Source organism: Vibrio penaeicida (assembly GCF_030689305.1).
Lineage (GTDB): Bacteria > Pseudomonadota > Gammaproteobacteria > Enterobacterales > Vibrionaceae > Vibrio > Vibrio penaeicida_B.
In genome coordinates this window covers 1-22550 of the sequence record NZ_JAUYVM010000032.1, presented here as the reverse complement: position 1 = coordinate 22550, position 22550 = coordinate 1, and the positions used below count along the sequence as shown (strand labels likewise).

The window sequence follows — 22550 nt, the reverse complement described above, 5'->3', positions numbered from 1 at the left end:
AATAGCGCAGCTTGGTAGCGCATCTGGTTTGGGACCAGAGGGTCGGGGGTTCGAATCCCTCTTCACCGACCACTATTAAGAAGCCTCGTCAGAAATGACGGGGCTTTTTTGCATTTTGATGGTTGGTGTTCATAGCATACGGTCGTGGGCTGGAATGCCAGTCCAATCGAATCCCTCTTCACCGACCACTATTAGAAAGCCTCGTTAGAAATAACGAGGCTTTTTTGCATTTCAGCGAAATCAAATCTGAGCGTATTGGTTTAAAGGATGAGATATCAGCCTGCAGGAAGCTCTGTCGCCTTGGTCTCTCTTTATCCTTCATTATGATCAGAAATGATGAAATAAAGGTATAGGAGTGTTATCACTTCAAAATAGACCATACTTATTTTTCATTAAACATCAATGTACTACTGAAATGAACCTAGGTTCTTACTGAAAAATGGGTTCTCTAACTTAAATTATGAGTACAAACGCTTTCTAACTAGTTTTATTTGCTGAAAATAAGTTCTCAAGCAATGATAAATACTTTTTATTTTTAAAGCTTAAAAACTGATTAAGCTTATAATACTAGCATTTGCTTTCATTGCCGCATTATGTTCGTGACATTTGGCTTTTGTATGGCGTTTAATTCTATATAATATTAATTATATAGGTTTTGTTTTTTATTTGTTAAAACTGTAGGCGAATAAAAATTCTTAAATGTGAATTGAGAATATCTTGTTAATTCGCATGTTTATTGTCGATGTATTAGCATACTTCGATGAAATACAAATGATAATTCTATTTTTTACGGCTCCTTGTTTGGAATTATTAGTTTATTTTTTTGAATTATTATGCATTAATTCTGCTTTCCAAGCAGTGCTTAACGCACATTTATGCTTTGTTTGTTGCTTTTGTGTGAATTATTTGCCAAATTATTCGCCTGTTAAAAGCCGGATATAAAGCCGGATGAAGAATGGAATCAACTTACAGACAGGGCAGAAAACTGCCATAGCAGTAGAGGTCTGGTGATGTCACTATTAGAAGTTAAAAACCTTCGAATCGAATACCCGTCACGACATGGGGTTCATGCCGCCGTCAAATCGCTTTCTTTTAATATAGAGAGAGGCGAAATTGTGGGCGTTGTGGGCGAATCTGGTGCAGGTAAGTCTACTGTAGGCAATGCCGTTATTGACCTACTAAGCCCTCCTGGTTTGATTGCCAGTGGTGATGTGTTTCTTGATGGGGAAAAAGTCTCGGGGCTAAGCCCTGAGCAAATGCGCAGTGTGCGCGGATCTAAAATTGGATTTATTTTCCAAGATCCTATGACCTCACTTAATCCTTTATTTACGGTTGAACAACAACTGAAGGAAACCATTCATGCCAACATGAATGTGTCGGACAGTGAAGCGTATGAACGCTCGTTGTCTCTGATGAAACAAGTCGGTATTCCTCAACCTGAAAACCGTTTAAAGCAATACCCTCACCAATTTTCAGGTGGTATGCGTCAGCGTGTCGTTATCGCAATTGCTTTGGCTGGTGAACCTGATTTGATCATCGCTGATGAACCAACCACCGCGTTAGACGTTTCTATCCAAGACCAAATACTTAGCCTTATCCGCGATCTTTGCGTTGAGAAAAATGTAGGCTGTATGTTGGTTACACACGATATGGGTGTGGTGTCTAACGTGACGGATCGAGTTGCGGTTATGTACCGTGGTGATTTGGTCGAGTTTGGTAAAACATCGAAAGTCCTTGGTGACCCTGACCATTCCTACACACGCAGTTTGATTTCTGCCGTTCCCCGTTCTGATGTGAAGCTGGATCGCTTTCCTTTGGTGAGCTACATCGAAGAAGCGCACGAGATGGAACCATTGGATGTAAAAAATCACTGGTTAGGTCAAAGCCAAGACCACCGTGACTATACAGGTCCGCTACTGAATGTTGAGAACGTTAACCTACGATTTGTTACCAAAGACTCTTTCTTTGAAAGTCGCCGCGAATACGTGCAAGCATCTAACAATGTTAGCTTTGAAGTATTTGAAGGTGAAACGTTTGGTCTTGTGGGCGAATCGGGTTCTGGTAAATCGACTATTGCACGTGTTATCGCGGGCTTGTATGCGCCGAACTCTGGTAAGGTCACATTTGAAGGCATTGACTTAACCTCTCTGAAATCTGAAAACGAGCGCCGCCCGCTGCGTCGTCAGATGCAAATGGTCTTCCAAAACCCGTACACTTCAATGAACCCTAGGATGAAAATCTTCGACATCATTGCGGAGCCAATTCGTTTCCACAAGTTGACACGAAACGAGCAAGAAACGAAGCAAATTGTAGAAGACCTCCTTGAACATGTTGGCCTTGGTAAAATGGCTGGCGTGAAATACCCACATGAATTTTCTGGTGGGCAAAGACAACGAATTTCCATCGCTCGAGCATTGGCGACACGTCCTCGATTGCTTATTTGTGATGAACCCACTTCTGCACTGGATGTATCGGTACAGGCACAGATTCTCAACCTCCTCAAAGATCTTCAAGATGAACTAAATTTGACTATGCTATTTATCAGTCATGATTTGCCGGTAATCCGTCAAATGTGTGATCGAATTGGTGTAATGCAAATGGGTACTTTGCTCGAAGTCGCTCCAACGGAACAGCTCTTTAATGATCCGCAGCATGAGTACAGTAAGCAATTGATATCTTTGATGCCTGAGTTCATAGGCTTACGAGAAGACATTAAATCCGCTTAGCGGGTTAATGAAAATGCAAAACACAACACAGACAACAACAAATAGGGATTTGGATTCCCGCATAAGGAGTTATGCAATGAAAACCATAAAGACTAAGTTAGCAATGGCCCTAATGGCTGCAGGCTTAAGTTTCAGTGTTGCTGCGGCAGACATTACCGTTGCTTACGATGCCGACCCAGTATCACTGGATCCGCATGAGCAGCTGTCTGGTGGTACGATGCAATTGTCTCACATGGTGTTCGATCCTTTGGTGCGTTTTTCACAAAAGATGGAATTTGAGCCGCGTCTAGCTGAGTCTTGGGATCGTGTTGATAACGAAACCATGCGCTTCAACCTTCGTAAAGGTGTGAAGTTCCACTCTGGCAACGAACTGACTGCGGACGATGTGGTATGGACGTTTGACCGTTTGAAGTCTTCTCCTGACTTTAAAGGTATCTTTGCACCGCTTGTGTCTTTGACAAAAGTGGATGACTACACAGTTGAAATCAAAACCGATGGTACTTACCCACTGGTTGAAAACGTAGCGACTTACATTTTCCCAATGGACAGCAAGTTCTACTCAGGCAAAACTTCTGAAGGTAAAGACAAAGCGGAACTGGTTAAGCACGGTAACTCTTATGCGTCAGCCAATCTTTCTGGTACTGGTCCGTTCGTTATCACTTCACGCGAACAAGGTGTGAAGGTTGAGTTTGAACGTTTTGACGGCTACTGGGATAAGTCTTCTCCAGGTAACGTTGATAAGCTGACTCTTGTTCCAATCAAAGAAGACGCGACGCGTGTTGCAGCTCTTCTTTCTGGCGATGTAGACATGATTGCGCCTGTTGCACCAAATGACTACAAGCGTATTCAGAAAGCAAAAGAAGTTGATCTGTACACAATGCCGGGTACACGTATCATCACTTTCCAAATGAACCAAAACAGCAACCCTGCGCTTAAGGATGCTCGTGTTCGTCAGGCGATTGTGTACGCAATCAACAACGAAGGTATCACTAAGAAAGTTATGAAAGGTGCAGCAACAGCTGCTGCTCAGCAAAGCCCTGTAGGCTACGCGGGCTTCAATGACGATCTTAAGCCTCGTTATGACCTGAAAAAAGCAAAACAGCTAATGAAAGAAGCAGGCTACGAGAAAGGCTTCAATCTTTCTATGATGGCACCGAACAACCGTTACGTGAACGATGACAAAATCGCTCAAGCAACGGCTGCGATGCTTTCTAAAATCGGTATTAAAGTTGACCTGAAAACCATGCCTAAAGCGCAGTACTGGCCTGAGTTTGATAAGTGTGCAGCGGACATGCTAATGATTGGCTGGCACCCAGATACGGAAGATTCCGCGAACTTCACAGAGTTCCTAGCGATGACGCGTAATGCTGATACGGGTAAAGGTCAGTACAACTGTGGTCACTACGGTAATTCTGAAGTTGATAAGCTGGTTAACGAAGCGAACAAAGAAACCGATTTGACTAAGCGTAACGCGATGCTGAAGCAAGTAGAGGAAATCCTTTACAACGACGCAGCGTTCGTTCCTCTACATTGGCAGGACCCTTCATGGGCTGCGAAAGGCAATGTGGAAATTGGTCCTATCGTTAATGGTATGAACTTCCCTTACTTTGGCGACTTGGTTGTTAAATAAGCGGAATCTTCACCACTTACGCCAGATAAGCGCTTGCTTGTCTGGCGTATCATTAGAACAACCAACAGTCGGTGAATTTTAAATAGATTCGTCTATTTTGGTGCTTGGCTTTTTCTTTCAGCCGAGCCTAGTGCCACTTTTGAGGCTGAAGGGTATTACATGAAAGTCATGGAAAGTTAAGGGGCAAGGAATGTTTACGTTTCTCGTCAAGCGCCTGTTTCAGGCACTGATAGTGATGTTTGTGATCAGTTTGGTGGCGTTTGCCATTCAGGATAACCTTGGCGACCCGTTACGGGAACTGGTCGGTCAATCCGTTTCGGAATCAGAGCGACAAGCCTTGCGTGATGAGTTAGGGTTAAACGATCCCTTCATTACAAAATATTCACGCTTCGTCGGCAATGCGCTACAAGGCGACTTAGGCACGTCTTATTTCTTTAAGCGCCCTGCGGTCGAGGTCATTTTAGATAAATTGGTCGCGACGCTAGAGCTGGTGTTCGGCGCTACGCTGATCATTATCTTCTGTTCGATCCCATTAGGGGTTTATTCAGCAATACACCCGAAGAGTTTTTTCACTAAAGTCGTGATGGCAGGAAGTAGTATTGGTATTTCGGTACCCGTTTTCCTAACCGCGATCATGCTGATGTATGTCTTCTCAATCGAATTGGGGTGGCTACCGTCTTATGGGCGGGGCGAGACAGCAAACTGGTTAGGCTGGGATTCCGGTTACTTTACCCTCGATGGATTGGCGCACTTGATTCTGCCATGTGTGGCTTTGTCTTCTATTATGTTGCCACTCTTCATCCGCTTAGTTCGCTCAGAAATGTTAGAAGTACTGAGTTCTGAGTACATTAAGTTTGGTAAAGCAAAAGGGCTAGCGCTGAACAAAATTTATTACCAGCACGCATTGAAAAACACTATGTTACCGGTACTGACGGTAGGTGGTGTTCAAATCGGTACTATGGTGGCCTATACCATTCTTACCGAAACGGTTTTCCAATGGCCAGGTACTGGCTTCCTTTTCCTAGAAGCGATTAACCGCGTAGATACGCCACTTATCACGGCATACGTGATTTTTGTTGGGCTGATTTTCGTGGTCACGAACACCATTGTTGATTTGCTGTACGGGATCATCAACCCAACGGTAGACCTAACTGGAAAGGGAGCATAATCATGACTACTTCTACTGCTGTTCCTTCTCGTTGGGAGCGATTTAAAAACTCGGACTTTTTGTACTACTTCCGTAGAGACAAAGTCGCGATGTTCAGTTTTGCCGTATTTATGCTGTTTTTGGTCATGGCTTTAGCTGCACCATTGATTGCGCCATCGGATCCCTATGATTTGTCATCGATTGATATCATGGATTCAGAGCTGCCTCCATCGTGGATGGAAGACGGCGATGAGCGCTTTGTTTTAGGCACCGATGAACAAGGGCGTGATATTTTTTCGACCATTTTGTATGGATCTCGCCTTTCATTGACTATCGGTTTCCTTGCGGTTGGCTTACAGCTTTTCTTGGGCATCATTATTGGTCTATCTGCGGGTTATTTTGGTGGACGCGTTGATAGCTTCTTAATGCGTTTTGCTGATGTGCAGTTGTCGTTCTCAACCATGATGGTGGCAATCATTGTTTCCGCCATCTTCAAAGCCAGCTTTGGTAGCGATTTTTATGCCCAATATGCTGTGGTGATGTTGGTGGTCATTATCGGTGTGGCTGAATGGCCGCAGTATGCGCGTACGATTCGTGCATCAGTATTGGCAGAGAAGAAAAAAGAATACGTGGAAGCAGCACGAGTCATGGGCTTTAAGTCCCCAAGAATCATGTTCCGTCACATTCTTCCAAACTGCTTGTCACCTATTTTGGTTATCTCAACGGTACAGGTGGCAAACGCCATCATGTCAGAGGCGGCACTTTCTTTCCTAGGATTGGGGCTGCCTGTCGATCAGCCATCATTAGGAGCGCTGATTAGTATCGGATTTGACTACATATTCTCTGGTGCTTGGTGGATTACTGCATTCCCAGGATTGGTACTGGTTACATTGGTTCTGGTTATCAACTTGCTTGGTGATTGGTTACGAGATGTATTTAACCCGAAAATCTATAAAGGGTGATCCAATACCATTGATTTCCAATCGGAAATATTCATAAACTTAAGAGCCGGCGTAAAGCGGGCTCTTTTTTTGCATTCACCTTTCTTTGCATTACGTGGTTATGGGGGCAATGTGTGGAGTAAGTTTATGGACACAAAACCGACAGTAAAAACGGTAACAGTATTGGCTGGCTTACTGCTTGTAATGGTAAGTGCGACTAAACCTGCTCAGGCCGACGAATACTTGTGTGATGCCACTCAGGCTTCTACAAACGAGTTACCCATCCTTAAGGCTGAATGCCCAATCGGGGAGGGGCTTTGGGGAAAACGTGGTCCTTCGCGAAGTGCTGAGCTGTTCTGGATCCAGTGCGGAATCTTAGACAAGCCTTTGCCACTAAGGCATGCCAAAAAACTGTATCAATCAATATCCACAGACGTTTGGATGATGCGTTATGGCAAGGAGTACCGCTGTTTGATCGGTCCATACGACGATTACGCCATGGCGTTAAAAGAGTGGCGACAAGTGCGTAAAATCCCAAAATACAGTGATGCGTTCATCCGAGAAATTAAAAATGAGTCGACGGCTGTACCTGCAAAACCAACACCGACAAAGCCCACACCTGTAAAACCGGCGCCTGTTAAAGCAGAACCGGTTCCGCCTTCGAAACCTGTTGCTCAGGTATCGACACCTGCACCTGTTTCTACACTAGCTCCAGTTCCTGAAGCAGTCGTTCTCGCAACGCCTCCACAGTCAACGGCTGCTAAAGCGTCGGAAATGGACATCATTGTAAGAAGACAGGCGAAGCTAGGCGACAAAACTTACGCCATTCCATTTATTCGTGATTACGAACATTTCTATATGGAAAGCGATAAGCCATGGAACCGCATGGATTATGACTCAGCAACCGAGGTTTGTGGATTACTGGGCATGCGTTTAGCCACGCAAAAAGAGTGGAAAGGCATATTGGATTCTAATGAACTATCTCGCTCTAAATGGCCATTGCATTTGCCTTATTGGGGGATTAGCCAACAAGGGTTCTTTACCAGTGGTAAAGTCACCCAGTTGAAAGGTTCGTCATTGTTGAATGTGTTGTGCATTCAGCCTTAAAAGCGTACTTGCGCCGTAAAACCGCTTTCCTCTTCGGTGAAGTAAGGCAAAACCGTGATGGAGTACCCTAGCTCTGTCACGGCATATTGAACGCCCGTCGCCAATGCCATACCCGCAATAACATCTCGCCAATAGTGATGGTTTGCATCAACTCTCGAGTAACCAACTAACGCCGCCGCACCGTACGCTGGAATACCATAAGCAGAGCCATATCGGAATTGCAAATACGCAGCACCCTGAGTGGCAGCAGAGGTGTGTCCAGAAGGAAAGGAGTGGTCACCGCCATTGGGGCGCTCAGCATTGACAGCAAACTTAATCGAATGGGTTGCGAGTGCATTGTACAGTGCCCCTTCAGTAAGCTGAATGAGCCCTTCCGTGTCCTCTTTGTACCAAGAAATCATAGCCGCAGTAAGCGGTATTCCGATTTGCGCGATATCGCCATACGTTTCTAACGCTTCATTTTTTGCTTGGGCTTGAAAGGTAGCCAAAGAAGATGCCATCACAGCCAAAGGTAAAGATATTTTCATGGGTATATACAGCGTAAAGGAAATTGGCGATAGTCTACCGGAAATCGCTAGCCTAAGGCGCTGATTTGACGAAATGAAACATTTTTCTTGGGTTAGAGTGAAGGGTTTATTTTCCAATATTGAAAGGGAGGAAAGCCATGACCGACTTTCCTTTTTTACCGCAGGGGTTAAAGCTCAAGTTGTTTGCGCAAGTTGGCAAAGTACTCTTCATTCAATTCAATTTTCAGCGCGACTGAGCGTGAACCCCCTAAGTCGACTGATTTACCCAGACCAAATCGAGCCGTTTTTACGTTCATTTTACGAAGGTAGCGCTCAATAGATGCTGTCGTTACAAAAACAAACTGCGTTGCTCCACCTTTTACCGCGAGCTCTCCAGCTTGCAACAACAAATCAAACGTGATTTTGCTTATGCCTTGAGAGTTGTGGTTGCGATCTGAAGTATCTACACCAAAACGGCTGATCTCCCAAACCTTATCGGTTGTCGGTGCTGCTTCACCCTGAAGTAACTGCGGGAAGGTATCGCGCAGCATGTAGAAACCCGAACAAGGCAATAAACGCAAGCAACCATTGATGTTGTCTTGGGCATCTTTCGAGTTAACGTAGATTGGGTTCAACTGGTCATACTCATCCATTTCCTGACCCGTGTTATCCACTTTCACATCCCATTTTAGCCGTGCAGAAAAGACAGACGTTCTAAAGCGGAATAGCTCACGACGATTTGTTGCTGCCATATTAGCGGCTTGCGTGCTCGAACATGATGTTTGGTAGTGTGAAAGTAGCGCAGTCATTGTTTTCGTCCCTGATTAACCGTTGTGCATTCATCGTACTGCGCATCGCTTATTTGCACAGCTACCTAATCTGTTAGTTGGTACCTATCATTTTCGATAGTTACCAATGCCGAAAAAATAGACGAAGATGTAACAAATTGAACATTTGGGCTGCGTATGCAAGACATTTACATCCTAAACCACACTAAGGTTTTAGAAGGATTACCTTTAAATAAACCCAATCCAATGGCGGTTGTGCTGACTGAAAATGGACGCTATGCCGGTGAGTTTTGGGGGCAATATGCTTGGAAAAATACAGTCGCCCATTTGAATGTGGTGCAGCTGGATTCCTTTTCGGTGTACGTCAATCGTTACCCTTCGGATGATGAATGGGAAGAGTTCATCAAAGTTTTGGATCTGAGCCCGACAAAGCTGGTGGTGTGCGATCAAGCGAGCAATTCAAAATGCATTTCCGCCATTAAAGAAAAAGGCATTACTTTTGAAAATATGGCGATCAACTTTAGCAAGATGAGACCTGGTTTCTTGTCTTCATCTCGGTATTTCCAACGGTTAATTTAATTGAGAGAAATATAACCAAGTATCTAAAGGTTATTTTAGGAAAATAAAAATAAATACGTTTTTAATTATTTCTCTCGGATTAGAGAAATAATTAAACCGTAATTTCAGGAAGTAATATAAAGGAATAATAAAATGATTTATGACGTTATTGGTATAGGTTTTGGCCCAGCTAACTTGGCAATTGCCGCAACGATTGAAGAGCAAGGGCTTAATGAACAGTCTACCCATTTATTTATTGAAAGTAAGTCAGAGTTTGATTGGCATCCAGGTATGTTAATTGACGGTGCAAGAATGCAAATTTCTTATCACAAAGACTTAGCGACAATGCGCTCACCAACCAGCAAGTTTACTTTCTTAAATTACCTTGATGAATGTGGAAGACTGGAAAGCTTTGTTAACCTGCAAGAATTCTATCCGACACGTCATGAATATCGCGATTACTTAAAATGGGCAGCAAATCAGCTTAAAAGTTACGTGAATTACGGTGAGAAGGTGGTGGATATCACTCCTGTGATGAATGGTAATGACGAAGTGAGCTATATCAACGTTCACACGGTCAACGCTGAAGGAAAGAAAGCACGATACCAAGCGAAAAATATCATTACTTCATCGGGCTTAGTGCCAAAGCTGCCAGAGGGCATCCATGCCAGCGCCAGCCAAAATGCCTATCATTCCTCGCAATTCTTACCAAGTTTGGAGAACAAGTTCTCAGATACGTCGTTCCCATGGGAGTTTCTTGTTGTAGGTTCTGGCCAAAGTGCGGCAGAAATTACCAAGCATCTTCTCAACCATTACCCAAATGCGACCGTTAATTCGACGATCCGAGAATATGCGTATAAGCCTGCCGACAGCAGTGAATTTGTAAATGAAATCTTTGCCTACAGCACGATTGATGATTTCTACAAACTGGAAGCGAATGACAAACAACGCATCATCAATAAATACAAAGACACCAATTATTCTTGTATCGATCCACCATTAATTCGAGAGCTATATCAAATGAAATACGATATGAGTGTCTCGGGCGACGAGCGATTTAAATTAAATAATTTCCAAGAATTAAAAGAAATTAAACACACGCCAAATATGTACCATGTTGGCACGGCTTATTTTGAAAATACCAACACCAAAGAGCAAACCGAAGTGCCTTATCACGGGGTATTTTTGGCAACAGGCTACCACGATAGAAATAACCTAGATCTCACTCAAAAGTTGTTTGATTGGTTTGAAAAAGATGAATTAGGTCGACCAAAGCTCACTCGCCAATACCAAGTGAAAACGTCGGATAAATGCCATGCTGGCATCTTTATGATTGGCAACAATGAACACAGCCACGGTCTTAGTGACACCTTGCTCTCGATTCTGCCAGAAAGAGCAATGGACATTATGAACGAAATAAATAGCGCCAAACCGAATTACAACATTAAAGCGGCGTAATGATTGTCTGTCTGTTCATTGGAGATCTGTGAGTATTATGAAAAAAGTAAAATTAACGGAAGAATTCCGAGCCTATGGGTTGAGCTGTACGAAGCTGTTTCCTGTGGATTCCTTTCCTGCAAAAACGCCTTTTGGTTCGATGGTTTGCCGATTAAGTGCGGGTGAATCCTCTACGCCCCATAACCATCATGAGTTTGAAGTTTTTCGAATTCTAGAAGGCAAAGGTACGGTCACATCTGGTTCACATACTGTTGAAGTAGAAGCCGGTGAAATTGTGTATTTGGATGCATTTGACTCACATTACGTCACCAATACGTCTCGTTTGTCGGAGTTGGTATTTGAGGCGACGTGGTGGGAAGACCTAACGAAATTACCAAAGACTCAAAGAAGGCTGCCTACAAAGCACTTGGTTACTGCGACACCACCGACGCCTAATGGTGATTTGCATGTCGGGCATCTATCGGGGCCATTTTTAGCCGCCGATATTTATAAGCGCTTCTTAACCATGAATGATGCCGAAGGGCATTACCTAACAGGTGTTGATACCAATCAAACCTATGTTGAGCTCAAAGCCGTGAAGTCGGACATTTCACCTCAACAAGTGGATAAGAGTTTTGGTGAACAAATTCATCAAACCTTAGCTAAAGCAGGTGTAACGCCAGACGCTTACTACCATCCCGCCAATATTGATAACTACAACCAACAGGTTCAGACTTTTTTCCAAACACTGCTCGATAGGGATCAGCTGGTTTTAAAAGAGTCGGATGCGCTCTTTTGTGCAGATTACGGCAATTACCTGCACGAGGCGTGGGTGAGTGGGGAATGTTCTTATTGTGGTTCGGGTTCTGATGGCAATGCTTGTGAGCAGTGTGGAAGACCAAATAATGTCACCGATCTAAAGAACCCGAAAACGAAATTAACGGGTCGAGATCCTAAACAAGGCACCGTTAAACAATTTGTATTCCCGCTATCTCGATTTGAAAGCCGACTTAAGGAATATTACTCGCGTGTTGAAATGACGCCACATATTTCCATGTTGGTTCATCAAATGCTAGAAGATGGATTACCGGATATTCCCATTACTCACCAATCAAGCTGGGGTGTCCCAGTTCCGGTGAAAGGGTTTGAAGACCAGATTATTTATGTGTGGGCTGAAATGGTCGTGGGCTACTTGATTGGCTCGGCTCAAGTGTTTGATGGTTCTGATCAAGCACGCCCGTATCATCAGTGGGTTGATGACGGAACATCGTTAGCGCAGTTCTTTGGTTTTGATAACAGTTGGTACCACGCTGTCCTTTTCCCAGCGTTACTCATGGCACTAAACGATACGCCTAAATTGGCAGACAAGTTCGTCACGAATGAGTTTTTGCTACTCGATGGTTCCAAGTTTTCGACCAGCCGAAATCACCTTATTTGGGCAAAAGACCTACTTGAGAGCCATGACAAAGAAGCGGTGAGATTGTATTTGGCTCTGGTTCGCCCAGAAACCAGCCAAACTAACTTTGAGAGCAAAGGCTTCGAGCGCTGGTATGAACAGACTTTACTTGGGTCATGGCAAAGTACGATTAACGACATTTTAAGCGAAGTTTCACTTCAGTTTGACGGGAACATTCCAAATCCAGGTGGCTGGAGCTCAGATCACCAGTTGTTCTTCAATCAAATGAGCCATGAGCTCGATGCCGCTTACAACCATTTCAACAGTGCGAGCTTTTCGACCAGTAGTGTCATGCAAGGCGCGGATAATATGTTCCGCAGTTTGGCTCGTTTGATGACACTGGATACGCACTTAAAAGAAAGTGACGTGTTTTACGACACGCTGCGCACGTCGGTAGCGATAAAAGTCGCAGGGCTAAAAACCATTGCGACAGTGCTTTCACCGATTGCTCCAGAATTTGCTCAAAAACTGTGGCGTGCCATTGGGTTATCGGGTTCGCCTGTTTGGGCAGACAACCCTTCGTTTGCGGATGAAGGTGCAAAAATCCAACCTGTTAACCGTGAATGGTTTCCTAGCTTGGAGGGCGCGCGCGGTGGCGAATAAGAAAATTGCAATTGTAGGACCATTAACCGGACCACGCTCTGCTTATGGTGACTTGTTGACGTCGGCGGCGAACGCGGCACTGTCTGCTCATCCTATATCTACAAAGGCTATATCTACAAAAGCTACATCCACCCAAGCGGTATCGGAAAGGGTAGAGTTTGTTTATATGGATGACCAAGCTTTACCTCATGTTGCGGATGCGGTTGCAAAAGCGCTGATTGAAGAAGGGGTGACTGCGGTCATCGGGCATTTCAACAGCGCATGTGCGGCAACCGTGAAAGATCAATATGAGAACGCTGGCATTGTGTTTGTGCTGCCTGCTTCAACCGGTGATGACCTCACCGAGCAGCCGAGCCGCTACCGTTTTCGACTGTGCGCCAGCAACACCAAACAATGCGAAGTGGTTGCAGAACTATTGGATGCCCAAAGTGGTTCGCACATGGTGGTATCGGATGGTTCTTCTTATGCCGAAGGGCTGGCGACGGTGCTCGCGAGTACTTATGGATACCGAGTGATTCATCAAGAAAACTTGTATGAACAAACCACTTTTGATTTCGATAACGTGTTTCTAGCCGGTACGCATTTCTCGTGTGCGGATATGCTGAACCATTTAAACCGACATGCCTTTACTGGGCGGGTTGTGGGTTGCGACGATTGCGATATTGAAGAGTTTGAGACCTTATTAACGCCACCCTATTCCATAGAAGTGCTGAAGCTGGATAACGGCTTTGAATTCTATATTCGTCATGGGGTGAAAGCCGTTTTAGACATTCTGTATGACGATTCCGATGTCAGCAATTTGGACATGGCTGATCGCTTACGGTGTTCTGCATCCTCATTTCGCTTTAATGAATATGGGGATAACACGTTGTCGACTTGGCATCACTTGACCATTAAGGAGCAGTGATGAGCACCAACCAACGACAATTTGATTGGGTCATTATTGGGGCGGGTGTGATTGGCTGCGCCATTGCGCGTGAATTGTCACTGCAATCGAATTTCAGTGTTGCTCTGATTGAACAAAACCGAGTGGGCAGTGGCGCGACGCTTTATTCCGGTGGTTTTGTTCGTGTGATTCACAGTGAAGATCACATCACAGAGATGGCCAAGGAAAGCCTGCCATTTTTTCTTCAGCATAAAGAAGAGACAGGGTTTGACGAAATTGGAACGCTCTTTGTGCCAACGACTGAGAGCCTTGCGACCATTTCAGAATGGGTTCGAACGACGAGTACGAGTGAGCACCCTATCTATTTGAAACAAGTGAAGTCACTACCAGAAGAGCTTCGGAAGATTCTCCCTAAGCGGTTGGATGCGGATTACGTTGTTTGGGAGCCAGTAAGTGGCTACGCCGATCCCCTCAAATCAACCTTATGGCTTTCCAATGAAGCACAGAAAAATGGCGTCGAGCTCTTTGAGTCAACCCAAGTGCAGTCGATTGATACCCATGGTCATGATGGGTTTCAACTGACGACAAGCGATCAGGTCATACTGACTAATGGGCTGATTGTTTGCACAGGAGCATGGAATTCATTGGCAGGAGATGCGTTCGACTTAACCGACGTTCAGCGCCCTAAAGCCATTCAAGCGGAATTCATGCGCTCACAGCCTTTGCCCTCCCAGCATCCTGCGCTCATTGTGGGGGATCCAGATGTTTACATGCGCCCTATTGGTGGCGATACCTGGTTAGTCGGTACAGCGACCAGCGAGTGGGATATTGATGTGGAATCGCCAAGGCGTAAAGACATCACCCACACCGATCTGACTAAAGAAACCGTCTCGCAAGCGTTGAATATTCAAAAAGACGCCCTTAACGCTTTAGGCGCGAGAGTCGGATTTGATGGTTATACCTACGGAAAAACAGGGTATTTAGGGGCGAAATCCAAGTACAAAAATGTCCTTTTTGCCACCGGTTGGAGCGGCATGGGATTTAAGCTTTTTCCATCTATCGCCAAACGTATATCTCACCTCGCGACTCAATCAAGGAATGATGTGTATGAGTGATTACTCTGCGACAAAAAACACCGAAAATCAGGGTATTTTGCTGATCTTCTCTTTCAATATTCTGTCTGGTGTTCAGGCGGTTTATTTATCGGGCATGCTGCAAAAAGCCGATGTCTTTTCAACGCTTATCCTGACTTTTCTCCTCGTCAGCTTGTATTTTTACGTGGCTCAATCGATCAGTAAAAAGCCATTGGTTGAAACTCGATGGAAAGATTGGATAGGGGTGAACCTCACCACAGCGGGTAGCTGGCTTGGCTTCTTTATAGCACTTAAATACATTGAGCCTGCTATTTCCAGTGCGTTAGCCAATTCAATTGGACCATTAGTTACGATTCTAATTACGGTCTTTATTCTTAAGACCGATAAGCTGAGTGCACCGCAAATGGTCACTGCATTAGGTGTAATGGCGAGCATGATATTCATGATCAATTCGACGTTCAGTGGTAACTCAGCGATGGGACACATTGAGCGTGATGATGCGATATTGGGTGTGGTGATGTCCTTTGTGTGTGGTGTTTCCATGGCGCTTAACACGTTGGCATCCAAATCTTTAAATCAGAAAGGGGTGACACCTGGTCAGATCATGTCGAAGCGATTCCTTTTGCTTATCGGCATAGCCTTTGTGTTGAGTGATAAACCCGTTTTGGTCTATACCGCCACTACCTTTTATTGGGAAATCCTGATGATAGCGGTGATCGGCAACATTATTCCTTTGTATTGCTTACAGCTGGGTATCAAGAAGTCGGATCCGTTAATCGTGAGTTTCTCGTTAGTCGCTGCACCGATTATTTATCTCTTCATTCAGATGTTTAATTCAAGACTTACCTTTTCGATGGAATCGCTGATAGGCACCAGCTCCGCCATTATTTTTGTGGTGATTGGCATCTATTTAAAGCAGAAAAGATCCGTGAATCAGCCAAAAGAAGAGCCGCTGCAAAGCGCTAAGTAGTGAGGGACACAGTATGCAGATTTCGATATGCGAAGCGAAAGAAGAGTCGTTAAGGCTCGGACGATTGGATGCGGATGCCATCAATGCTTTGGTGGAAAAAGAAAGGAAAGGAGTTCACCATGAATAAAGATTACGTCGTCATTGTCGACCCATACTCTAGCGCGTGTTTACTGCCACGAGATTTCAACGCTGCTGGGTTTGATTGTATTGCGGTGCACAGCCAAGAGACGATCCCATCAAACTATGCAGGCTCGTTTCACGCACAGGATTTTGTGGCTGAAACCGTATTTAATGATGTGGAGTCGTGCGCCTATTTTCTAAAAGAATACGCCCCCGTGGCGGTGCTTGCTGGGGCTGAAAGTGGGGTGCAAAAAGCGGATTTACTCACGCATCATTTAGCACTTTCTAGTAACGATTTTGCGCTTTCCTTGGCTCGCCGAGACAAATTTGAGATGCAGGAAGCCATTGCGAAGCAAGGCATTCGAGCGATCAAACAGCTAAAAACGTCTCAGTTTGATGAAATAGAGCCTTGGCTTAAGTCGAATAATATTCAAGAGTTTATTATTAAGCCTTTGGCTTCGGCAGGTTCTGAAGGTGTCAGTAAGTGCTCGAATTTGGATGAGGCTAGAAAGGCGTTCGACAGTATTCTTCATTCTGAAGACATGTTCATGCAACTCAATCAAGCGGTATTGGTGCAAGAATTTATCCATGGGTCGGAATACGTTGTCGATACAGTATCGTGTGATGGAAAAAGTTTTGTCACCAACCTATGCCGTTATCATAAATGCCAAGCGAATGGTTCGGATGTGGTGTATCGAGAAATGGAGTTTCTACATCCAGAAGACGAGTCATTGCAAGAAATCATCGAATACAATCAAGGTGTATTGGATGCATTAGGCATTACGGTTGGTCCTGCTCACAGTGAGATTATGCTTTCTCCTGATGGACCTGTTCTGATAGAAGTAGGGGCGCGGATTCATGGCGGATACACCCCGAGAACCGTGCAGAATTTCTCTTCAGTGTCACAGTTAGATCTCACGGTAGATGCGTTTACCAATCACTCTCGCTTTAAGGAAAGAACGTCCCAACCTCCGACATTCCATAAGAAAGCTTTGGTTCAGTTCTTTATTAGCACTGAAGAGGGAAAAGTAGAAGATGTGAATGGCAAGGAGCAGCTGTCTAAGCTGGATTCTTACTTTGATTCGGTATGGGGGATTGCCCCGCAATCTAAGGTGTCGAAAACAGTCGACTTATTTACATCGCCTGGTTGGGTTGTCCTTATGAACGAGAGCGCTAACGCACTGAATAGGGACAAACAGGCTGCTATTGACTTAGAAGAGAACCACGAGCTTTATCGGTTGTCCTCTGTGTGATAGTGGCAATCTAACTTGTTAAAAGAGGCTGGTGTTCCCAGCCTCTTTTTTTATGCCTGAAATCCAGTTCTCTATTTATTGATAGATGGGGTGCTGAACCAAATATCTTGAGGTTACTCGGGTATATACCTACCAAATGTAATAGCTACCAGAAATAGGACTATAAGATTTGAGAGTTTTTATTTTTTCTGATTTTTATAGAATGAAAACACTTAAGGAAAACAAGTAAAGAAGGAATTTAAATGAAAGAAATTAATTTAAAAGAATTAAATGAAGTAACAGGCGCATATATGATTGGTGGCTGTTTTCCATTCCCAACTAAAAAGCCAAAACTATTTTAATAAGGAAATAAAATGAAAGTAATTAAAAAAGAAACAACGAAAAAAGTAAATGGCGCCATTGTTGAAGGTGGCTGTGTTATGAACCCTTGGGAGAGAAAATAATGAAAGTTCTTGATCTAAAAATGTTGAACGCTGTTTCTGGTGGTAGCCAATGGGTTGTGTGTGATTTTGGTGAAACCACAGAGTAAAGGTGAAGCTATGGACAATGCGAATTGCATTAAGTCAGCCAGTCACTACCCAGGTAAGAACAGGCGATCGGACTCGCGTCTGTTCTTAAAAAACCGCGTAGTGGAATAGCCAAACGTTGAGCCGGAGGGAGTATGTCTGAAGAATCGTTATTCAGAAAAAAAGCCAAAGACGCCTATTTTAAAAGGCTGGATGGCAAAGTCATTATAAATACGCATTTGTCACATTGGTGGGTTACGTTGCTCATCGCCTTAATTGTTACCTTTGTGGTGCTATTTATTAGTTTTGGTTCTTACTCTCCAAAGGCTCAGGCGACGGGGTATTTACTCCCTGAAAATGGGCTAAGTGAGGTGTATTCAACATCGAACGGGTACTTGAGTGAGGTATACATAGAGGAGGGGCAGTTAGTCAAAAAAGGGCAGCCGCTGGCAACGATAAGCTATGAGCGCTATGTCGAAACAGGTGAGGCGAGTAGCCACCAATTAAGAGCCCTGACAAAACAAATGATAACGACACTGAATCACCAGATTCAGACAACCAATGATATTTACCAATCTAAAATGTCGTTGATTGATAATAAAAAGAAAATGCAGAACTCAACGATATCCCGTAATGGCAATCGGCTTAAAAATATAAATAACAAAATAAGAATAGAAAGTAAGAAATATAATAAATTAAACACACTATATAAAGATAAATATATATCTGAAGATGTTTTGCTTCAACAAGAAGTCTTACTCTCAACACTCAATATAGAGAGAGATGATCAGCTGTCGCAATTGGATATTGCCAAGCAAGAATTATTAGCGCTGAACGTAGAACACGAACTCTTGGAGCGTCAGCGTAAAACTGAAATAGCGAACTTAGAACAAAAAATCGATCAGCTAGAGCATTCGGAAATAGAAAGCCTGAGCAGTAAAGGTGAAACGTTAATTGCCAAAGTGTCTGGCAGGGTACGCTCTGTCGCCGTAAGACCCGGTGAACGCATTGAACTCGACACACTGGCGATGACCATTGTGCCAGAAGAGAGTGAACTGCACGTCGAAATGCAAGTGTCTTCAAACAGCTTAAAAATGGTGGAAGTCGGGCAAGAAGTACAAGTGAAGTTATCGGCTTTCCCTTACCAAAAATACGGAACATTAACGGGTGTAGTCAGCTACATCGCGGATACGGCAAGTGTCGATAAAGATTCGGCAAAAGCAGCAAGCTACAGGCTATTAGTGAGTTTGCCGCAGCAAAGCATTGTGGATGGATCGATTCGTCATGACCTAACAGTAGGCATGCAAGCAATCATCGATATCAAAGGGAAGTCCATGCCTATCATGACATGGCTATTGGAACCAATTCGGTACGCAAAGGAGCAATTTGAGATATGAGTTTTTTAAGTAATCTGAATTTTTCATTCAAAAACAAATTGCCCGTCTATTACCAAAGTGAAGTAGCGGAGTGTGGATTAACCTGTATCGCGATGATTGCTACGTATCACGGATACAAAACAGACATCGATACATTGCGACAGCGCTTCCCCCTGTCGCAGAAAGGAACGGGTCTCAATGTACTGATTGATATCGCCTCAACATTGAAATTGAGTACCAGACCTCTCCAATTGGACATGGAGCATCTAACCGAACTGAAGCTGCCTGCGCTGCTGCACTGGAACTTCGATCACTATGTGGTGTTGAAATCTGTAGGTAAAAAACACTGCATCATTCATGACCCAGCACTTGGCGAGCAAAAGGTGTCGCTGGAGCAGGTATCAGAACAATTTACCGGTGTTGCGCTGGAGTTTATGCCAGCAGAAGAATTCGAAGAAGTTAATGAAACAACGGAATTAGGCATCCGCCACTTGTGGTCAAGAATTCAAGGGTTGCTGCCATCCATTACACAAATTTTAGCGTTAACGGCCTTTATTCAGATATTTGCTTTGTTAACCCCTTATTTTATCCAGCTAACGATAGATGAGGTTATTACCACCGGAGATAGCGACTTATTGATGGTACTTGGTATTGCGTTTGTGAGCTTACACCTATTTAGGGCAATCACATTTGCACTACGAAGCTGGGTGGTCACGTTTGTCGCGACTCAACTGAATTACCAGCTCAGCAATAACTTGTTTACGCACCTTATTCGATTACCAGCAGACTTTTTTGCGAAGCGACACATTGGAGACATTACAAGCCGATTCTCATCGTTAGATGAAGTCAATCGAATGCTCTCTACCGGATTTGTGGAAGCCTTTATTGATGGCGTGATGATGCTGACTGCCATAGGGATCATGTACTACTACAACGCATCATTAGCCAATGTGGTCATGATTATGCTGGTGGCTTACGTTGCACTGAGAACCTTGCTCTTCAGACCGATACGACGTGCAGTACGCAACAAGCTGATCAACCAAGCAAAAGAGGATTCATACTTTTTAGAAAGTATTCGAGCGATACAGACTGTTAAATGTTTTGGTCATGAAGCGGAGCGAGTATCAGGGTGGCAAAATCGATACGCAGACCAAATGAATGCTTCGGTAAGAAGCGAGCGACTGGGCATTATCCATAAATCGGCAGACCTATTTATCACAGGTGTAGAGCATGTACTGATTATTTGGATAGGCAGCATGTTAGTGATGGACCATGCAATGACCATCGGTATGTTGTATGCCTTCTTAAACTACCGACAAATGTTTTCAGACCAGTCACGTTCACTAGTAGAAAAGTGGTTCGAATTCAGAATGCTAAAGCTTCACTTGTCACGAGTTACCGACATTGTGATAGCGAAAAAAGAAGAACATGTACACAGCGAACGTGCCAAATTAGAACCGATTAAAGGTGGTATTAAGCTAGAGAATATCGCATTCAGATACAGCCCTAACGATGATGATGTGATTGATAGCTTTGACTTAGAAATACAACCAGGTGAATCCGTGGTGCTCACCGGAAACTCAGGATGCGGTAAGTCCACATTAATGAGAATACTTACAGGATTGGATCAGCCGACAAAAGGCAAAGTATTGGTCGATGATATTCCTTTGCAGCACATGGGGTTAGCCGCTTATCGAGACGACATCGCAACAGTGATGCAGGACGACCAATTACTCAGTGGCACGATACTGGACAACATTACTATGTTTGATAAGTCACCAAATCTAGAGCAAGTAGGAAGAGCAGCAAGTTTAGCCGCCATTGGACAAGAGATCATGAAGATGCCCTTAGGATTTCAAACCTTGATAGGGGATTTAGGTAGCACGCTTTCAGGTGGGCAAAAGCAACGAATCCTATTAGCGAGAGCCTTATACAAGCAACCAAAAATACTGTTTTTAGATGAAGCAACAAGCAGCCTGGATGCAGAAAACGAAAAACACATTAACAACGTCATCAAAGAAATGGGTATCACTCGAGTTTCGATAGCTCACCGCAAAGAGACCATCGAGATGCACGATAGGGTCATCAAATTGAGTGAAAAAGGTCAGATCCTCAGTGATATCACGCAGGAAAAACCAAGATTAGAAGCTTTGGCATAGGGAAATAACAATGAAACAACTGACTCACGTACAAGTGAAAAAAGTTAACGGTGGCTCAAACCGAGTTAATTTCGATAGAACAATTTGTATTTAATTTAATGTGATTTCAATATCCAGCAAAATATTATTAATTTAATAATAATATCGACGCGCTGAGTAGTAATAAAAATCATTTAAGTAGTAGATCCATTCTTGATTTTTATAGTACGAAATAGATTCAATTTACATAAGGAATTGTTATGAAATATTTAGATTTAAAAGATATTTTAAAAGTAAATGGTGGGTGTTTTAAGTCTGACCCAGAATTTAAATGTTTAATTCGATAGGTGAGGTGATGATGATGAAAAAAATGAATCATGATGATGTGTTGAAAGTATCTGGTGGCGTTGGAATTCTAGATGACTTTTTGATAATTAAACAACCACAATAAGGAAATAAAACATGAAGAAGCTAAACAAGAAAGATGTAAAAAAAGTGTCAGGTGGAATGGTTCGTAACCCATTTGAGACAATTTGCCTTTAATTTATATTTATCAAGGTAATAGCTTGGTTGGGTTGATTGTGACCTAGAGGGACAAAAGCCCTCCAAGGGAAAATTAGGAAGAATAGTAAACATGAAAGAATTAACAAAAAAAGAATTAGACGCCGTGTCTGGTGGTGTTATATGGCTAATTAAAATCGAAGTTCGATTCTAATTGTTGAACGTTTATTTAATTAAAACATAGAAAATATTAAGGGATTAAAATGAAAGAACTAAATGCAAACCAAGTTGAGTCAGTATCGGGCGCTGATGGTGTTATCTGGATCATCAAAATAGAAATTCGATTCTAATTATTAAAAAATTATTTAATTAAAAGATAAAAATATTAAGGATTTAAAATGAAAGAGCTAAATACAAACCAAGTTGAGTCAGTATCGGGTGCGGATGGTGTTATCTGGATTATCAAACTTGAAATCAGATTCTAACCTCTGACCTATTTAAAAAACTAACAAACCAATAAAGGGCAAAAAATGAAAGCATTAACACAACAAGAAGTCAGCCAAGTAAGTGGCGCAGGCGACAACGTATTAATCAAAATCGTAATCAACCTATAAGGAAACAGACAATGAAAGCACTAACACAACAAGAAGTTAGCCAAGTAAGTGGCGCAGGCGACAACGTATTAATCAAAATCGTAATCAACCTATAAGGAAACAGGCAATGAAAGCACTAACACAACAAGAAGTTAGCCAAGTAAGTGGCGCAGGCGACAACGTATTAATCAAAATCGTAATCAACCTATAAGGA

17 protein-coding genes are annotated in these 22550 nt (G+C 43.4%); 15 read left to right on the top strand and 2 right to left on the bottom strand.

What is annotated here, in order from left to right:
* Positions 1–1010: 1010 nt before the first annotated feature.
* The 5 genes from Q8W40_RS27215 (at position 1011) to Q8W40_RS27195 (ending at position 7551) form a co-directional block, all read left to right on the top strand.
* Positions 1011–2726 carry a dipeptide ABC transporter ATP-binding protein gene (locus Q8W40_RS27215; RefSeq protein ID WP_305402005.1) on the top strand — a complete coding sequence of 572 codons (1716 nt, stop codon included), beginning with the start codon at positions 1011–1013 and terminating at the stop codon, positions 2724–2726.
* Between the two features lie 76 nt (positions 2727–2802).
* Entirely contained in the window at positions 2803–4356 is a 1554-nt protein-coding gene (locus Q8W40_RS27210; RefSeq protein WP_305402004.1) for an ABC transporter substrate-binding protein, read from the top strand.
* A gap of 190 nt (positions 4357–4546) precedes the next feature.
* Positions 4547–5524 (top strand): ABC transporter permease, encoded by a 978-nt coding sequence (locus Q8W40_RS27205; protein ID WP_101114931.1) that lies wholly within the window; start codon positions 4547–4549, stop codon positions 5522–5524.
* Between the two features lie 2 nt (positions 5525–5526).
* Positions 5527–6465: an ABC transporter permease gene (locus Q8W40_RS27200; RefSeq protein WP_101114929.1), complete on the top strand. Its 939-nt coding sequence runs from the start codon at positions 5527–5529 to the stop codon at positions 6463–6465.
* A 126-nt stretch (positions 6466–6591) separates the two neighbouring features.
* On the top strand, positions 6592–7551 hold the full coding sequence (locus tag Q8W40_RS27195) for an SPOR domain-containing protein (protein WP_305402003.1): 960 nt from the start codon (positions 6592–6594) through the stop codon (positions 7549–7551).
* Here Q8W40_RS27195 and Q8W40_RS27190 read toward each other — a convergent pair.
* Positions 7548–8078, bottom strand: coding sequence for a phosphatase PAP2 family protein (locus tag Q8W40_RS27190; RefSeq protein ID WP_305402002.1), 531 nt, complete (start codon positions 8076–8078; stop codon positions 7548–7550). The genes Q8W40_RS27195 and Q8W40_RS27190 overlap by 4 nt on opposite strands.
* A gap of 167 nt (positions 8079–8245) precedes the next feature.
* Positions 8246–8866 carry an acyl-homoserine-lactone synthase gene (locus Q8W40_RS27185; RefSeq protein ID WP_305402001.1) on the bottom strand — a complete coding sequence of 207 codons (621 nt, stop codon included), beginning with the start codon at positions 8864–8866 and terminating at the stop codon, positions 8246–8248.
* Positions 8867–9022: 156 nt separating this feature from the next.
* Here Q8W40_RS27185 and Q8W40_RS27180 point away from each other — a divergent pair, with 156 nt between their 5' ends.
* From Q8W40_RS27180 to Q8W40_RS28150, 10 genes are all read left to right on the top strand, one after another.
* Entirely contained in the window at positions 9023–9424 is a 402-nt protein-coding gene (locus Q8W40_RS27180; RefSeq protein WP_305402000.1) for a hypothetical protein, read from the top strand.
* A 132-nt stretch (positions 9425–9556) separates the two neighbouring features.
* A complete protein-coding gene (locus Q8W40_RS27175) occupies positions 9557–10861 on the top strand; it encodes a lysine N(6)-hydroxylase/L-ornithine N(5)-oxygenase family protein (RefSeq protein WP_305401999.1) in 1305 nt (434 codons plus the stop codon).
* 37 nt (positions 10862–10898) lie between these two features.
* The gene (locus tag Q8W40_RS27170) at positions 10899–12899 is read left to right on the top strand and encodes a class I tRNA ligase family protein (RefSeq protein WP_305401998.1); all 2001 of its coding nucleotides are present in this window, start codon (positions 10899–10901) and stop codon (positions 12897–12899) included.
* Positions 12889–13806, top strand: a complete 918-nt coding sequence (locus Q8W40_RS27165; RefSeq protein WP_305401997.1) for an ABC transporter substrate-binding protein — start codon at positions 12889–12891, stop codon at positions 13804–13806. The genes Q8W40_RS27170 and Q8W40_RS27165 overlap by 11 nt, the downstream gene beginning before the upstream one ends.
* Positions 13806–14900 carry an NAD(P)/FAD-dependent oxidoreductase gene (locus Q8W40_RS27160; protein WP_305401996.1) on the top strand — a complete coding sequence of 365 codons (1095 nt, stop codon included), beginning with the start codon at positions 13806–13808 and terminating at the stop codon, positions 14898–14900. The genes Q8W40_RS27165 and Q8W40_RS27160 overlap by 1 nt, the downstream gene beginning before the upstream one ends.
* A complete protein-coding gene (locus Q8W40_RS27155; RefSeq protein WP_305401995.1) occupies positions 14893–15849 on the top strand; it encodes a DMT family transporter in 957 nt (318 codons plus the stop codon). Before Q8W40_RS27160 ends, Q8W40_RS27155 begins: the two co-directional genes overlap by 8 nt.
* 119 nt (positions 15850–15968) lie before the next feature.
* A complete protein-coding gene (locus Q8W40_RS27150; protein WP_305401994.1) occupies positions 15969–17222 on the top strand; it encodes an ATP-grasp domain-containing protein in 1254 nt (417 codons plus the stop codon).
* Between the two features lie 661 nt (positions 17223–17883).
* The gene (locus Q8W40_RS27145) at positions 17884–19125 is read left to right on the top strand and encodes an HlyD family secretion protein (protein WP_101114911.1); all 1242 of its coding nucleotides are present in this window, start codon (positions 17884–17886) and stop codon (positions 19123–19125) included.
* Positions 19122–21263, top strand: coding sequence for a peptidase domain-containing ABC transporter (locus Q8W40_RS27140; RefSeq protein WP_305401993.1), 2142 nt, complete (start codon positions 19122–19124; stop codon positions 21261–21263). The genes Q8W40_RS27145 and Q8W40_RS27140 overlap by 4 nt, the downstream gene beginning before the upstream one ends.
* A gap of 613 nt (positions 21264–21876) precedes the next feature.
* Entirely contained in the window at positions 21877–21957 is an 81-nt protein-coding gene (locus tag Q8W40_RS28150; protein ID WP_104403433.1) for a bacteriocin, read from the top strand.
* Positions 21958–22550: the final 593 nt, after the last annotated feature.